Genomic DNA, 17111 nt, shown 5'->3' on the forward strand with positions numbered 1-17111 from the left:
TTATGTATTCTTTATAAGTATAATAACTTCATTACTACTAATTTACAAGTACTAATTTAATATTTTATCAATATTATTGCATATTTATTCATATGGAAGATAATGGTGGAAAGGCTCCTTGTTTCCCCCTATTACACCACTTAAAAACAGACCAAACAATAATAAGGAAAAGAAAGTATCCAAAGAAAGAATAGCTATGACTCCATTTTTCACTGTGAAAAAATAATCCAAAATGCTCCGACATTTTTTCAATTGCTGGACAAATGATACTGAGTGTAAAAATGAGAACCAACCTCTTCCATCTATTTATCCTATTCATTACAAATAGAAACATCCATGTTAAAAAAGGTAGTCCAGCCATTGTAAAGGCTATATTTATTGAAAAAATAGTTGGAAAAGGACGGATGGGAAATTCATATATGTTTTTTCCTACTAAATAAAGATCTAAATATGTTCCGAACAGAGATGCGAATAAGATTGTAGTAATGTACGAAAGTTTGCTAACTAAAAATCGCTTTCTTGGCAAGGGCGACAAGCTCGAGTTTCTCAAGTGTTTCACAGTATTCACCTACAATCTCTCCCTTAATTATTTCTTTGTCCTCTTGTAAATACTCGACTATCCTCCAATGATTAAACCAATCTCCAAGCTCTGCTTCCTTATGCTCTACATTCTTCCAGGCATACTCAAGTTTAGGACTAAATAATCTATGCGCTCCCGTTCTCAACTTGCACCCCTTCAGCCGCCTAGTAAAAGCAGCTCCTGGAAGCCCGTCGTTAACATCATTAAACACATCTTGCCAATAGTCCTTCCTAGATCCTGTATGCGGATGGGAAACAGCCCAATGAAAGGCCTTTTCCCATTGTTCTTTATGATAGAATAGTAAGCTGTACAGCCTCTTCCCAAGCATGATTCTTTCATGTAATGAGTCGAAATGCCGTAAAGTTTGTCCGCTAAGTGCTGTTTTCTCTCCCTTGTGTCCTCCTCTTTCGAATGGAAACAAAATATGATTGAATGATAGAAGATCCTGTACTACAAACTCGAACTTGTGCAACACCTTATTCTTATAAAGAGGATTTTGTACGATTCTTTTCTCCAAATAGCTTTGTTCATTAATGATTAAAGCTATAGCAAGAAGATAACAGTCCCGTTTTTTCCAAAATTGATTCCACATCACTTCCATAAATACGGAAATGTTCAAATAAGGCAATAAGTAGAATAGGTTGCGATTCTGCCTCAAGCACTCCCGATAAAGTAAAAACTGCGGATAGGCATCCTGAAAAATAAGCCAGTTTCCACGTTCCAAAAAAGAAAAAAATGTTTCTCTTGTTTTTTCATTCATAAGCCTCGAGAGAAGATCGCCCTTTAAATCCGTCATATTCCATCCCCCATTTCTTGAAACCATATGACCGAGGAATGCCCAGTGAATTTCCGGATGGCATCGATAAAAGTCGAGATAGGCCTTCGTTCGCGTTACATTATTTGCATTCAACTGAATTGTTTTCAGCCGTATTTCACGAAGAAGCTGATCATCATCTCTAGACAACACTTGCTCTCCCGTTAGAGAGTTATGTTGCTTTTTCAGTAAATCAGCTTTAATCTCAAGTAAATTTCCCGGCAGCCTCCTCTTTCCACCAAGCTTTTTCAGGAAAATAATATCTCCTCACCTCCAATAAGAATTCTTTTTTTCATGATGGAATATGTATAGGAAGGAATGATTTTTTATAGGAGATGGTGTGGCGGTGAATCGTACTGAAAATTTAATCAGTCATATTGTCCAACAGCTTAAGGCAGCGCAGACACCTAATGGTTCATGGGACTATCCATTTGATACAGGAGTCTCAACAGACACTTATATGATCATTTTATTACGCACACTGGAAATAAATGATGAAGACTTAATCCAAGAATTATCAGAAAGGATATTGAGCAAGCAGGAGGAAAATGGTGCGTGGAAGCTTTTTCATGATGAAGGAAATGGGAATTTAAACGCTACAGTCGAAGCTTTATACGCACTTCGATATTCTGGCTATTATCCAAAGGAGGATAAACGGTTACAACGGGCTAAAAAGTTTATTTTAGCAAACGGCGGAATCGAAAAATCCCATATGCTAGCAAAAATTATGTTTGCCTTAACAGGACAAATTCCATGGCCAGCTTTTTTTCCTATCCCTGTTGAAATGATCCTTTTACCGCCTTCCTTTCCAATCAACTTTTATGACATTTCTAATTTTGGCAGATCCAATCTTGCACCGATTATGATTTTAGCTACAAAGAAATATAGCAAAAAAACAAAAAGGAGCCCTAAGCTTACCGATCTATATATTTCCAGAGAAGATGATTTTTTCAACTGGCCGGAAACACGTGAATCGAAAAGGTTTTTTTCGCTCATAAGCGAGGGAATAAAAAATCTTGTAGGTTTGCCCAAATATATTCATTCTATGGCAATTAATCGAGCCAAACAATATATGCTAAACCATATTGAACCTGATGGAACCCAATTTAGTTATTTCAGTTCCACGTTTTTAATGATCTTTGCTCTGCTCTCTCTCGGATACTCAAAAAACGATCCATTAATCTTAAATGCGATCAATGGTATAAAATCGATGAAATGCAAGATTAACGGTTATACTCACATGCAATATACGACTGCAAATGTATGGAATACATCGTTAATCAGCTTTGCACTTCAAACGGCGGGGATTCCCCCAACAGATCCAATGATCACAAAGGCAAATCAATATTTATTAGAACGAGAACAATATAAATATGGAGATTGGGTAATTCATAATCCTACCGCTTTACCTGGAGGATGGGGATTTTCAGATGTCAATACGATCGATCCTGATGTCGATGATACAACGGCAACACTAAGGGCTTTTGCAAATCTCGTTGAAACTGAGCCAACGTTGCGCCAAGCTTGGGACAGAGGTAAGGCGTGGGCACTAGCCATGCAAAATGATGATGGTGGATGGCCTGCCTTTGAAAAAAATGTCGATAAAAAATGGTTGAAAATGCTTCCGATTGAAGGTGGACGATTTTTGCTGTCAGATGCGAGTAGCGCAGATTTGACAGGCAGAACCCTAGAATTTTTTGGTGGTTACACAAATTTACCGAAAACAAATGATGTAATGAAACGTGGAATAGACTGGCTTTTTCACGATCAGAAAAAGGATGGTTCATGGTATGGCCGTTGGGGAATCTGCTATATTTATGGAACTTGGGCAGCGATAACCGGCCTTATTGCATCAGGTGTTGACCCCCAAAATAAAAACGTACAAAAAGGGGTAAATTGGTTAAAACAAATTCAAAATCGAGATGGTGGCTGGGGTGAGTCATGCAAAAGTGATTTAAATAATACTTACATCCCCCTTGGATCGAGCAACGTAACACAAACCGCTTGGGCGCTAGATGCACTCATCTCGGTTGCGGATAAGCCTTCACCGAATATTAATGCAGGAATTGCTTACTTGCTCGATTCCTATGAAAAAAGCGATTGGACTATTGATTACCCTGTTGGACAGGGTATGGGCGGCGGTTTCTATATCCACTACCATAGCTATCAATATATTTTCCCATTACTGGCTTTGGCGCATTATGAAAAAAAGTTTCAGGGATAAGAAAAAAGCTTCAAACTATGTGGCTCAAGGTTTGAAGCTTTTTTAATAAATATCTAAATCCGTTTAGTTTTCCAGTTCTACAAGTAAAATATGAGATTCCCACTTTTCTGTGGCCTTTATAGTAATCCCTTGTTCCATCAATACTTTCCCGGAATACATTCCTACTTCGTTGCTATCGCTATCCTTCACTATATAATTGTTATCATGATTTAATCCATGTAACAATAGATTTCTTTCTAGATTTATTTCATCCATACAAAAACTAAAAATGATACTTTTACCTTGATCAGATAATACATATTGATACGCACTCCATAAATCTCCATCGATTCCACTGTTTATTGTTTGTCCAGTAAGGCGATATAAATCCCCGTTCATTATAAATGGATGAACAATTTCTTTATAAAAACGAATATATAGGTTAAGTTTTTGAACTACCTGATCACTATAATTAGATAATGGATGCGAAAATCCAAAGCGATGAAGCATCCCAGCACGCATATGAAAATCTAACTGTTTCTTTGTACACTCTTCTAAATCCAATGGTGGAAATGGGTATCCGCCCTCATCATTCACTCTTGATTTAGACCATATCCAATGCAAAGCATTTGAAGGAGCTAAAAGAATCGTAGCAGCCCAGAACACCTGAAATTTATGTAAAGAATAATCGGGATCACTTAGAAAATTCAAATGTGTATGTTTCATTATTCCTAAATCTGTGCGCAACCCACCAGATGAACAGTTTTCTAGTATGATGTCGGGATGTTTTTCACGAATTCTATTAAGAACAGAATAGTATCCTTGGTAATGTTCATATAAACCATCTCCGGCATCGTGACCATGATCAATACGGTTACAACCCGCTTCAGGATTAAGATTAAAATCCAATTTAATCCAATCACATTGATAGTTTGTAATGATCTTATCTAGAACTGTGAAAGCCCATCGTTGTGCCTCCGGATTACCGAAACATACATACCCTAGGTCCTTCCCATCACGTTTTGCCGGAAGTGATGGAAGTTTTCCCCTTATTTTGGCATGCTTTCCTAACCCCTCTATTTCACACCAGAATCCAAATTTCATCCCTTTTTCATGAACATAAGCAGATAAATGTTTGATGCCAGAAGGGAAGCGTTCCTTATTGACCAACTCCCAATCTCCGCGCCAATCAAACCATTCAGTATTTTTATTACTAGGGCCAAACCATCCTGCATCAAGTGTACATACGTCAATCCCTATTTCTTTTGCTATATTAATATTGTCTTTAAATACTTCTTCGTTAATATCGACATCTTCATATGTCCACCAGTGATTCCATTCTACGAGTGGTTGCTTTAGTTGATCAGTCTTTGGATACCAAATATCTGTTCCAAACCGGGATAATTGATTAGATACAACATTGATATCTTTCGTTTTTGTAGCGGTCTGTAAAACATGGACGCTCTCCATTTGTTTTTTAGGCAAAAGCAATTTAGAAAACTGCCAATCGGACAGCCCTCCGCTAATATTCAAAGCATCGTGACTTGGTTCAAAACGCAAAATCCAATTTCCGGACCAAGCAACAGTCAACAAAGTTAAGTCTTCTTCATCTTCTAATAGTACAAATGGATGGATACTTGCCGATGATCGACCTAATCGGCTCTCTAAAATAATAGTATCCGTAATTTTTTTCTTAATCGGTTGATACTCATTTCCCCATGCACTCTCAAAGTAAGTGATTTTTTTATGATTTAGGTTAACTTCATCAAAGATTGTATCTACTCTTTCGATATTGATTGTATGATTAGAAATGTTTTCTATGATTAACCAAGACTCTTCTACATCAAGATATCGTTTCACATGATAATAAACGATAATCTCTTTATCTGTATATGTTGTTACTACTTCGGTGCTCCCATCTGAATTCTTTACTACCTTTTTTGAAGGGCTAAAAAAAGATTCTCTCGTAAACCATTTTCCATTACATAGAATGCCAAAAGACATGTTATCACCGCATTTTCCGGATATTAAATCAGATTTATCTATCGATTACTAAACTAACAACCTTTTCATAAAATCAACTGTATAATCAACGCCTTTTTCCCCAAGTTCCCCTTCCCAATTATGTGAGTGGGGTTCAATACTAAGACCGCCATCATAGCCCTTAGCATAAAGCACAGCCATAAAAGATTTCCAATCTGTTTGGTCTAGGCCTGCTGGAGGATCATCAAATCTTGCACCTTCAATAATAACTGACCCTTTAATATGAACATGGTAAAAGCGCTCTCCCCAATCCCTCATTTCTTTTAAATAATCACGTCCTCCATAACGAGAATGGGATGGATCATATTTTATTCCCAACTCTTGTAAATATCCATGAATGATGGTCCATGCCATTTCATTATCAATAAAATTGTTCCAATCACAATTATAAGTTGAAATCTTTACACCTTTTTCTTTACCATAATCGATCAGCTTAGAAAAATATTCAATTGCTGCTGTACAGTTCTCATAATAGGAAATTTCTTTTATGTAATTACAGCCGGCAACAAAATTTTCGCAATTTAGGACACTGGCCGCATCGACTAATTGATAAGATATTTTCAACTCTTCTTCTATTATATTTCCCTTAGAATCCAATCGGTCTGATCCCCAACGACCTATTGATTGAACCCCCACTTCATATTTCTTACTCCAGTCGGCAATTTCATGAACATCATTAAGGAATTGATCTACATTGCTTTCCACGTTAATACTGAATTCTACAAATTCCAATCCCTTTTCCTTTGCCTTCTTAAAAGTCTCTTCCGTAGGTAATCCTAGTAGTCCAATCTTCATGAATATCCACTCACCTTTTTTTGATATTTTTTCTATGCTTATGATTTCACTCACTGACCAGATTTTTTTCATCCGACAATCTTTTACGCTGTTCAACTTTAGCAAACACGCTATGCGTTATTACCGTTATCCATAAACTTAGCATGCTTACACTAAAGAATGGTGAGAGTCCTGGAAAATTAATAACGAACAAAATGACGAAAATACATCCAGCAATCATTAAAAAACTATGAATCGGATAGAAAATACTCATTAATAATCCGTTTTTAAAATAAGTTTTAAATGATAGTTTGTAATGTGAAAACAACGAGAAAGTGTAAAATAATAAATTCAAATACACCAAGACTAAAATGACGAACATATATTTCAGCCATATATAGTTTGCTCCTGTTGGGCTCGTAAAAAATTTATAATCGACGAATAAAATCAATCCGGTTATTAAAAAGATCAACCCGAAAACTTGCGATCTCCAAAACTCAACCCGATATACTTGCCAAAATGTTTTAAAAATAGAAATATCTGATTCTCCGGTGATCCATTTCCTTGTTACTGAAAACATTGCTGCTGTTGCCGGAGTAATTCCTAAAATAACAAGTCCAACTAAAGTAAAGAAAAACCATAATATATTGAGATAGGCAATTCTCATTACCCATTCACAAAAAGTATACAGTTTACCAATATAACGATTTCCCATTCTTCAACTGCACTCCTTATAGGCAGGTTAATCTTACTTATCCCCGAACTTTATATCCCCAGATCGTTGATTATTCATATAAAGCCTGAATCTCGTGATTACTTGCATTTTCTATCAAAATAATGATCCCATTTTCTTTTCTTATTGGTGTGACCTCCTGACCATCTAATAACACTTTTTTATAACGTTGATCAGGAAGGTCTATCATAATTTTCCAACCTTCTTTTTCTAAAGAGATATTATATTTATCATTATCTTTTGTTTTTAAAATCGACACACAACATACATTAGCTTTATCTCCTGTACCGATTTCTAAATTGGTTAGAGATATATGATCCCAGCTTTTAGGTAATCTTGGCCTTATCGTAATTTCTTTCCAATGTGCTTTAGGCTGTATGCCAAATACATGGCTTAGTAATGGCCAAACGAGTCCGTATGATGTCCATGCTTGTACAAAGCACCCATAATCAGGTGACATTTCTGAGATTGATCCAGGTAATCTTTGATTAAATGTGCTAGCAATTAAATTAACGTATCTCATTGCTTCATCAATCCGGTCATATTTACATTCGGCTACAGCCTGAACACCAGTTGATATCGTCATCATTGCTGTTTGATACATCCCTGATAAGTAGGTCCCCCATTGTCCAGTAAATTCTTCAGTTCCCATTCTGTTTAACGCAGGAATTGCCTGTTCCCTTGGTGCTAGTCCTAATTCCATTGGTGTATTAATAACCCAATTTTTAAATAACCATGGGAGTTGTTTCTCTTGATCATTAATGTTAAGTATCTTTTCTTTCATTTGTTCGAGATCTTTTACAGCATTTATCGCATGATCATTTTTAGCTCTATCAATATACAAATCTATTTTGCTTAAAATCAATTTCGGTGTTGCCATGGCATCCGCATATAGCTTCTCTTCATTCATCCACATTTCTTGATTAATCGTTTCTTTAAGTTTATTTGCTAATCCACGATAATGTTCCGCTAATGAGGATTCTTCAAACATATCAGCCATTAAAGAACCTACATTTAGGGCTCCATATGAATAAACCGCAGTATCTATTAATTCTACATTTAACCCTTCAATTTCAATAATGCCATATCCCTCTGGGAGTAGGTCCCCATCAGGGTCCATCTCATTGAAAATCCAATCAATCCCTTTTTTCACTGTTGGATACATCCGTTTTAAAAACTCATAATCCCCAGTCCATAAAAAAGTTTCCCAGACGCACATAATAAAATGCGGTGTTTCTTGTGTATTTCCTTTGTTAGCTACAGCACCACATGTTGAAACTTCATGAATGATTCGACCATTTCCATTTTCGTTTTCCGAAACATTATGCACTAAATCCAATGTTTCAATAGCCAATTCAAGATTTCCTATTGGCAGATTTCCTAAGAGGGCATAACTATTATCACAGCCAAACCACCAAGGATATTCTGGATGCCCTGCTACGAGTCCACGGCCAACTTCGGGGACTTCCATCGTCAGCCAATCCATATGAAATTTATTCCAATTAAACACTTTTTCTAAATGTTTATCTGGAATCTTAATCATTGTTTTATTTAATATTTTCTCGTAACGTTCTTTTTTCGCTTCAAATAAGCGATTATGTTGATTTTTGATCGTAGCAAAAGTTTGTAGTGCAGATTCCTCAGAAATATTTGATCCAGCAATAAAAAAATTCAATTCAATCGTATCGCCTTTTTGTATCTCTACATCTTCATACGTTAATAACCCGGAAATACCCTGCCCGGCAGTTTCCTCAGGACCAAATAAGTGACGATCTTGCTTCCCTTTTTGGAATGGACGATCAGCTCCAAATACTACATACCAAGGATTTTCACTATCATTTCCGATGAAGATCCCTGCCGATTCATCCAACCTTCCAACATCCAAACCATCTTTTATGCCTAAATTCTCAGAAAACCATACAGGACTTAGATCGGTTCTACCTAAAAAGGAAACATCAAGTTTACGGTTTACATCACTTGTATTTGTAATAAAATAGGTAACTACCACACCTTGTAAACCATCAGGACAAAATTGTCTTCTAATCACTTGCAGATCATTATTCGCCAATTCATAATCATGTTCATTGTAATAAGGATAGTTATGAAATTCATTTGCCTCTTTAAGCCAATTTACCCCATTATTTCCGTCTTCTTGTGAAAATCCTAGCCAATATCCATCTAAAAGTTTAATAGGATGAGACCAAACGCCACCCATCTCGTCCTTTACATGATGACCGAAATCTGGGAATAAACCACTCTGTGCTCCAATGACATGGGCACGGTCTCCTGCGCATATATATAAATCTTGAATATTTGTATTTATTATTTTTTTACTTTCTTGAAAATTTTCAACTGCCAAAGGTTTCAAGTCCTCTTTTATATTCATTTCAATCCTCCTATCATCCCTTTAATCCTCCGGTTAGTGATATACCCTCAATAAAATATTTCTGCCCTATAAAGAAAATGATTAGAGACGGCAACATTGTTACTACTGAAGCTGTCATTAAATAATTCCATTCAACGTTATTTTGACTTTTAAAGAAGTTAATTCCTAAAGCTAATGTATAAAGATCTGGTTTGCTTAAATAAATTAATGGACCCATGAAGTCATTCCATGCTCCATTGAACTGAAATATAGCTACAGTCGTCAAAGCTGGTAATGTTAACGGAATAATAATTCGCCAAAGGATGCCAAATGTACCTAAACCATCAATTTTTGCTGAATCCTCTAGCTCAGTAGGGATCGTCATGTAAAATTGCCGCAATAAAAAGATGAAAAAGGCATTTCCGAAAAATGATGGTACGATCAATGGCAAGAAAGTATTAATCCAACCTAAACTTTTAAATAAATAAAAGACAGGTATCATTGTTACAGCACCCGGCAGCATCATTGTGGCAAGCATTAGGATAAATAATGCATTACGACCTGGTGCACGAAAACGTGCAAACCCGTACGCTACCAAAGTACAAGAAAGTAATGTACCGATAATTGTAGAAAAAGTAATGATTACTGTATTAACAAGCCATTTTCCAAAGGGTAACGAACTAAATGTCGTTATATAGTTGTCCCAACGTATTGGATCGGGTATCCATTTAGGTGGCCAAGAAAATACTTGCCATGACTCTTTTAAAGAAGTTGACACCATCCAGAAAAAAGGGAGGAGCATAATCATTGCGCCTGATATTAATAATAAGTAAATAAAGGATTGCCATGTAATTTTTCGGATAATTTTACCTGGTGTTTTCCTACTTTTAGTAATTTTTTTGGAAGTAGACATTTTTATTTCCTTTCTCCTTCATAGTAGACCCAGACTGCAGAGGATCTGAAAACAAGAAGGGTAAATATAAAAATTAAAATAAACAGCAGCCATGCTAAAGCAGAAGCATACCCCATATCAAATTCCTCAAAAGCTTTTCGGAATAAGTAATAATTAAAAAACAAAGTTGAATTGAGTGGCCCACCTTTTGTCATGACATAGGCTTGACCAAATGTTTGCAATGCTCCGATGATCCCTGTGATTAGATTAAAGAAAATTGTTGGAGTTAGCATAGGTACCGTAATATGCAGAAACTTTCTCCATCTATTTGCACCGTCTAAATCAGCCGCTTCATATAAATCATCAGGAATCCCATTTAATCCAGCAAGCCAAATAATAATTCCTCCACCGACACTCCATAAGCTCATAATAATCATGGATGGGAGAGCCCATTTAGGATCAAAAATCCAGCCAGGACCTTGTATTCCAAAATAACCGAGTACCGTATTTAACAAACCAATTTGCGGATTAAAAATATACATCCATAACACCATGACGGAAACTCCACTTACTACAGCCGGCAAATAATAGATAGTCCTAAATAACCTCATCCCGGCAACAGCTTGGTTTAAAAGTAAAGCTACTCCGAGCGAAACAACTAAACCTAATGGTACAGAAAAAATCGAATAAATCATTGTTACTTTAAGAGCTTGCCAAAATAGTTTATCGTCCGTAAAAGCCGTAAGATAGTTTTCAAGACCTATCCATTTGGCACTCGTTAATAAATCCCAATCTGTAAAGCTAATATAAAGGGAGGCGATCATAGGTCCTAAAATAAAGAATAAAAATCCTAATATCCAAGGTGAAATTAGAAGATAAAAAGTAAGCCCTTCTTTTTTTCGAGCTGACAAACGTTTTTTTGTTGAAGTCTGCTTACCTATCATTGAATGATTTAAATTTGCCATTTCTCTTTCTTTATTCATAGTACACCTCATTTTTACCCAAATAAGGTGAGCAATGATGACTCACCTTATCCAGATAAATATTCTAAATTTATTTCTTCTCTTTCGCTAATGCCTCTTCAGATTTTTTTGCAGTCTCATCAAGTGCCTTGCTAATGTCCATTTTTTCACCTAACATTAGCCTTTCTAGCATATCCGAATATTCTTTACTCCCTGTTGCTTGATAATATGGGCTTAATCTTTCAGGGAACATTTGAACGTTTGCTACTCCATCCACAAACGGTTTTTGTAATGGATCAGTCGTTTGTCCTTTTTCCTCCGCAACAGATTTAACAGCAGAGAATGCATGATCAGCGAAGACGCTAGAACCAGGTGCTCCTGTTAAAAACTTCAGGTAATCCCAAGCCGCATCCTTGTTTTCAGATTTAGTGTAAAGTCCATAACCCGCATAAAAAATACTATTTACTTCCCCTGAAGGACCTTCTGGTAAATCTACAATTCCAAAATCCAGATTAGGATTTGATAGATAACCAGTTAATGGCCATCGTCCCATAATATCCATTGCCACTTTTCCTGTTTCGAATAAATTCACACCTTTAAAAGCTTCTGAGTCAGCATTAGAAGGTGTTATTTTATCTTTAAAATACATATCATGATACAACTGAAGAGCCTTTTTGGAACCTTCACTATTCATATAACCTTCATATTTCTCACCATCATCGCTTATAAGGCTTCCACCATAGCCATATAAAAGAGGAATTAGGAATCGCTGATTAGCTCCCGGTAATGAAACTCCCCATTGAACAACATTTTTCCCTTCAACTTTAGTAAGTTTTTTTGCAACATCATTAAACTCTTCCCATGTCCAACCTTTTTCTGGATAAGGAGCCCCTGCTTCATCAAATAATTTTTTATTATAAAAAACAGCAAGAGTACTATAATCTTTTGGCATTGTATATAAGTTATCATCAATTTTCCCGACTTCTAAAACGTTTTCATAATAGTCATCGTAATTAATGCCATTACTTCCTTCTGCAAATGGTGTTAAATTCTCTAAACCACCTTTTTCCATAAACAATCTTACGTCGCCATCACCGATTTGGAAAATATCTGGAGCATCATTAGCTGCAATTTGAGTAAGAATTTTCGTACCATATTGATCTGGAACGGATTCAATTTCAATTTTCACGTTGGGATTTTTGTCCATATAATCATCAGCGATTTTTTGTTGCATCGCTAGTCCATCGCCACCCTCCCAAGTTCCAACTCGCAATGTGATTTGTTTATCCTTACCTTTTTCGTTGCTGCCTTTTGCACCTTCCGAGCTTTCATTGCTCGCATCCTTGCTGCATGCAGCTAAGAGTAAAACAACCAATAAAGAAAAAGCAAATAACGTTTTTCCAAGCTTTTTCATCCAACATTTCCCCCTTTAACTAATATTAATTATATTGAAAGTAGTATTTACTACTAACAAACTAAAAAAGACTTTCACTGTTTTTTCTCGACTCAACCTTAACTACTTTTATTCTAAGATCACCCGTTTTCCGAATCGTTTCGGATTTAATTGATTTTTTGTTGGGTTACCCCAGATGATTCTCGTACAATTAGTTTCGTATCTAAGGAGATTGCATGTGAAACATCTTTGTCTTCAAGCATTTCGACTAAAAGCTTAGCAGCTTGATAGCCCATTTCAGATTTATTTTGAGCAACCGTCGTTAATGGCGGCGAGACATAAGAGGCTAATAAAATGTCATCGAAACCAATGATAGATAGTTCCTCCGGAATGTTAATACCGAGTTTTTTAGCTGCTTTCATTGTTCCTAAAGCCATTAAATCACTTGCACAATATATTGCGGTGATCTCCGGGTGTTTAGTTAAGAGATTGGTTGCCACATTTTCCGCTATACCTTCATCAAATGCCCCGTTTACTATCCAATCCCAATTGACAGATAGATGCGCTTCCTTCAATGCCTCAAAATAGCCCTTTAGACGGCTTTGACTAACAAATGCAAAGTTATGTCCATTCATCATTGCGATTTTTTCGTGACCAAGTTGAATTAAATATTCAACAGCTTTTTTCGAGCCCATTACATTGTCCGTTGTAACATATCCTACTGTTGATGATTCAATTGGAATATCGATTAATACACAAGGAATATCACTTTCGATAACTTCCCTTAAATAAGGATCCTCTGTTTTTATTCCCTGCAGGATTACACCGTCGACCCTACGTTCACGACAAAGCTGGGAATATGTCTTTTCCCGTTGTTTAGTAGAATTTGTGCTAAATAATACAAGGTCATAATCTGTTTGAGCCACGAAATGGTCTATTCCTGACAAAATTTCGACTAAAAAGTTGTCTTTTACCATTCCTTTGTTTATATCCGATACAAGCAGGCCAATAGTTTTGGATTTATTTGTAACTAAACTGCGTGCATGAGCATTCGGGCTATAATTCAAATCCTTTGCGATTGCCTTGATTCTTTGTCGTGTATTTTCACTAACATCTGAATAGTCATTTAATGCTCGTGATACTGTAGTAATAGATACTCCGGCAATCCTTGCAATATCTTTTATAGTAGTCATTTTTTCCTCCGAAACGTTTTGGTTCCTTATATTCTTAATATACATATCAATGGAAGCGATTGCAATAATTAAATTCCATTTTTCTCTATTTTCATTTTATTCCGGGAATTCACAACCCAGTTCAATTTCCATTTTGAAAGAAAAAATCTCATCCTTATCTTGTTATTTTTATCAAAGTTTAGGGAATCTTATTATATAGAACTATTTTTAAGGAGGATTATATAGTGGCTGCAAATGAAAAGCGAAGAGATAACGATTCTGTAGAACAGCAAAAAAAGAAGGAAAATGGTAGGGATATTGAGCCTCAAAGAGCGCCGAATGAAAAGGATCCGAGGAAATTTTAGACACAATACAAATAGAACCGTCATGCTCAAACAAGGAGATGGCGGTTCTATTTATGTTCTCATATGATTAAATTACTTGTTTAAAAATTTCGCAAATCAAGAATATCATCCATTTCAGTAAAATGATCATTTTGGATTACATGTATGAGCTTACGTGCCGTTTCTTCCGGAGAACTAAGGAGTCCCTGCTCCTTATAACCTTTAAATCGGTCGAGTAAAACGAAGTCTTTTTCGTCACTCATGCGAATTTTCTCTTGCATTCCTGTATCAATAATTCCCGGTGCAATCGAAATGACTTTAACACCATAAGGCACATTTTTCTGTTCCTCAGCAACCACCCTAGTATAATGATCAAGCCCCGCTTTTCCTGCACAATAGCTGCTCCAGCCTGAATATGGATGTCGACCTGCACCTGATGATATATTAATGATTTTCTTAACAATTTTATGATTCATTAAGTTATTAATAAATGTTGAAGACAAAATCATCGGCGCAGTCAAATTGACGGAAATACTTTTTGCAATCATAGCCGGATCATTGTCTTCCGTTCTCCCGATAGGATCAATGACACCCGCGTTATTGATGAGCGTAACCGACCTTGCTTGATCTGGAAGTAGACCGATCATCTCGTCCATCAGCCCACCAATTTTTTCCGTCTCGGACAAATCGGATTGTAGAAAAACGAGTTGGCATTTCCTTTCTTTCGCAAGTTGAAGTAGTTCTTCATTCCGTGTTCGTGCCGTACAAACTAGGAAATGATTTTCCTCTATCAGTTGTTTACTTAACTCCAGACCAATACCTTTAGAGGCACCAGTGATAAAATAGACGTCCATGAATAATACCCTTCCTCTCATTTATAGTATCTCGTTTTTTCAATTGCTTCTACAATGGAAGCGACTCCATTGCTGGCGGGAAAAGCGGCCATTGCCTTCTTCATTTGTTCGCTTTTTTCTCGCAACTCAATGATGTGACCTAAGAGAACTTCCTGAGTTAGGTTTTCTTCCTCTAACATTAATGAATAACCTTTATCACGAAATGAAATCGCGTTTAAAATTTGATCGCCCCTACTCTGAGAAAGCGTCAACGGAATAATGAGCATAGGAATACGGAGGGATAGGAATTCAAAGATTGAATTCGATCCGCCTCTCGTCAGCACCAAATTAGTTGCAGCCAAAATGTCGGGAAGTTCTTCTGAAATATATTCAAATTGGCGATAACCAGGATGACTCAAGTATGTACGATCAATTTGACCTTTTCCACAAATATGAACAATTTGGAATTGCTTTGTAAGTGCTGGAAGCAAACCACGAACCTCTTCATTTATCCTTTTTGCGCCAAGACTGCCGCCCATAATTGTCAAAATAGGCAGCTTTTTTTCGAACCCAAGAAATCTCTTTCCTTTACTTGCATTCCCTTCAAATAATAATTTTCGAACCGGCGAGCCGACAACGGTCGTTTTCTCTTTCGGAAAATGGCTGGCGGCTTCTTCAAATGATGTAAAAATCTTTTTAGAAAATCTCATAGCAATTCGATTTGCTAACCCTGGTGTCATATCACTTTCATGCAAATAGACGGGAATACCGAGAGATTTTGCAGCTAGAACTACAGGCACCGTTACAAAGCCACCCTTGGAGAATACAAGTTTTGGTTTTATCTTTTTTAGTAACCGCCTTGCTTGCCAAAACCCTTTCACTACTCTGCCAATATCCAGAACATTCTCCTTGCTCATGTAACGACGTAATTTACCGCTTGATATTCCATTGTAAGGAATGCTCGTCCTCTCTATGATTTCTTTTTCAATTCCGTTAAACGAGCCTATATAATGTACATTCCAATGTTTTCCCAATGCTTCCATTATCGCGATATTTGGGGTTACATGCCCAGCCGATCCACCGCCTGTAAAAACGATATTTTTACTATTCATCTAATTTACAGTCGCACTCCTTTCAAGCAATCTATTCCAATACACCCAAGCGTTTAAATACTCGGGTAAATCATGTGGATGATGATAAATACATCTAAGGAGCCGAATATATATCCCAATAATTACTTCTTCTATCAAGTGCATTTTACTAATATGAAAATTCGGAAGTATACTTGCTGCTTCGTAAATGACTTCCATTGTAAGCTGTTCGGGTGATGAACAAAAAGCAAACACAAGCTCATAAAGTGGCGGACCAGCAAGTGGCATCGGATCAATGACACCTACAAGCTTTCCATCTTTTTGTAAAAAGTTATGTACCCCACAATCTCCATGAAGAAGATAGGCTTTTTCGACGCCATTTCTTCTAATATCCTTTTGACATAATTGCTTGACCAGCTGAAAATCATCTTTTGTTAATACCCGACCAACTATCTCTTTTGCATTACCAATTTCAGTCAAAAGAAATTCATTCCAATTTTGGTGTGAGTCCCATGTCCAGCCCCACTTATCACCTAGTGGTTGATATTTACTAATAACTTCATTTACTAGCTTAGTAAGCATTTCTGTTTTGTCGATCATTGCAGGATTTATTTCTCCGGGCATGTATTTGTAGATAAAATATTCGTATTTTTCTCCTACATATACTACTTCCGGTAACATATTAACATTTTTATAAGTTGTTAAAAATTGAGACTCCTCTTTGATCACGTCATCCTCATTACTTTTCAGTACATATTTCTCTTTATTATCACCTAATAACATCCAAACACTGCTTGAAGTTCCACCGGTTAATTCCTTCCATTCGGTGATTTTAAAAGGGAGAATTTTTGCATTATTTAATCGATCAATGATTTCTTTAATATTCAGCATAACCAGCTCCTATCGAGAAAA

General features: G+C 36.4%; 15 protein-coding genes. 2 read left to right on the top strand and 13 right to left on the bottom strand.

What is annotated here, in order from left to right:
* Positions 1 to 88: 88 nt before the first annotated feature.
* Positions 89 to 568 carry a CBO0543 family protein gene (locus KHA88_RS21155; protein ID WP_346729164.1) on the bottom strand — a complete coding sequence of 160 codons (480 nt, stop codon included), beginning with the start codon at positions 566 to 568 and terminating at the stop codon, positions 89 to 91.
* A complete protein-coding gene (locus tag KHA88_RS07920) occupies positions 501 to 1547 on the bottom strand; it encodes a DUF2515 family protein (RefSeq protein WP_346729165.1) in 1047 nt (348 codons plus the stop codon). Before KHA88_RS07920 ends, KHA88_RS21155 begins: the two co-directional genes overlap by 68 nt.
* A gap of 193 nt (positions 1548 to 1740) precedes the next feature.
* On the opposite strand from KHA88_RS07920, the gene shc reads away from it, so the two are divergent.
* On the top strand, positions 1741 to 3618 hold the full coding sequence (gene shc, locus KHA88_RS07925; protein ID WP_213096432.1) for a squalene--hopene cyclase: 1878 nt from the start codon (positions 1741 to 1743) through the stop codon (positions 3616 to 3618).
* Between the two features lie 63 nt (positions 3619 to 3681).
* Here the strand turns inward: shc and KHA88_RS07930 are convergent, their stop codons facing one another.
* The 8 genes from KHA88_RS07930 to KHA88_RS07965 all read right to left on the bottom strand — a co-directional run bounded on the left by KHA88_RS07930 (position 3682) and on the right by KHA88_RS07965 (position 13952).
* Positions 3682 to 5601 carry an alpha-galactosidase gene (locus KHA88_RS07930; RefSeq protein ID WP_213096431.1) on the bottom strand — a complete coding sequence of 640 codons (1920 nt, stop codon included), beginning with the start codon at positions 5599 to 5601 and terminating at the stop codon, positions 3682 to 3684.
* Positions 5602 to 5649: 48 nt separating this feature from the next.
* Positions 5650 to 6435, bottom strand: coding sequence for a sugar phosphate isomerase/epimerase family protein (locus KHA88_RS07935; protein WP_213096430.1), 786 nt, complete (start codon positions 6433 to 6435; stop codon positions 5650 to 5652).
* Between the two features lie 46 nt (positions 6436 to 6481).
* Positions 6482 to 7129 (bottom strand): YesL family protein, encoded by a 648-nt coding sequence (locus KHA88_RS07940; protein ID WP_213096429.1) that lies wholly within the window; start codon positions 7127 to 7129, stop codon positions 6482 to 6484.
* Positions 7130 to 7199: 70 nt separating this feature from the next.
* Positions 7200 to 9533 (bottom strand): amylo-alpha-1,6-glucosidase, encoded by a 2334-nt coding sequence (locus KHA88_RS07945; protein WP_213121705.1) that lies wholly within the window; start codon positions 9531 to 9533, stop codon positions 7200 to 7202.
* Positions 9534 to 9546: 13 nt separating this feature from the next.
* Positions 9547 to 10425: a carbohydrate ABC transporter permease gene (locus tag KHA88_RS07950; RefSeq protein ID WP_213096426.1), complete on the bottom strand. Its 879-nt coding sequence runs from the start codon at positions 10423 to 10425 to the stop codon at positions 9547 to 9549.
* A gap of 2 nt (positions 10426 to 10427) precedes the next feature.
* A complete protein-coding gene (locus tag KHA88_RS07955; protein WP_249305883.1) occupies positions 10428 to 11387 on the bottom strand; it encodes a carbohydrate ABC transporter permease in 960 nt (319 codons plus the stop codon).
* A gap of 70 nt (positions 11388 to 11457) precedes the next feature.
* Entirely contained in the window at positions 11458 to 12780 is a 1323-nt protein-coding gene (locus tag KHA88_RS07960; protein ID WP_213096425.1) for an ABC transporter substrate-binding protein, read from the bottom strand.
* A 146-nt stretch (positions 12781 to 12926) separates the two neighbouring features.
* Positions 12927 to 13952 carry a LacI family DNA-binding transcriptional regulator gene (locus KHA88_RS07965; RefSeq protein WP_213096424.1) on the bottom strand — a complete coding sequence of 342 codons (1026 nt, stop codon included), beginning with the start codon at positions 13950 to 13952 and terminating at the stop codon, positions 12927 to 12929.
* Between the two features lie 224 nt (positions 13953 to 14176).
* Between KHA88_RS07965 and KHA88_RS07970 the strand changes: the two genes are divergently transcribed.
* Positions 14177 to 14296, top strand: a complete 120-nt coding sequence (locus KHA88_RS07970; RefSeq protein WP_249305885.1) for a 3-methyladenine DNA glycosylase — start codon at positions 14177 to 14179, stop codon at positions 14294 to 14296.
* An 80-nt stretch (positions 14297 to 14376) separates the two neighbouring features.
* Here the strand turns inward: KHA88_RS07970 and KHA88_RS07975 are convergent, their stop codons facing one another.
* From KHA88_RS07975 to KHA88_RS07985, 3 genes are read right to left on the bottom strand one after another with little or no spacing between them, the layout of a single operon-like run.
* Positions 14377 to 15129: a (S)-benzoin forming benzil reductase gene (locus KHA88_RS07975; protein WP_213096423.1), complete on the bottom strand. Its 753-nt coding sequence runs from the start codon at positions 15127 to 15129 to the stop codon at positions 14377 to 14379.
* Between the two features lie 17 nt (positions 15130 to 15146).
* Complete coding sequence (gene murG, locus KHA88_RS07980) at positions 15147 to 16220, bottom strand: undecaprenyldiphospho-muramoylpentapeptide beta-N-acetylglucosaminyltransferase (protein ID WP_213096422.1); 1074 nt, start codon at positions 16218 to 16220, stop codon at positions 15147 to 15149.
* On the bottom strand, positions 16221 to 17090 hold the full coding sequence (locus KHA88_RS07985; protein ID WP_213096421.1) for a phosphotransferase: 870 nt from the start codon (positions 17088 to 17090) through the stop codon (positions 16221 to 16223).
* Positions 17091 to 17111: the final 21 nt, after the last annotated feature.

The organism is Lederbergia citrea (assembly GCF_018343525.1).
GTDB lineage: Bacteria > Bacillota > Bacilli > Bacillales > Bacillaceae_C > Lederbergia > Lederbergia citrea.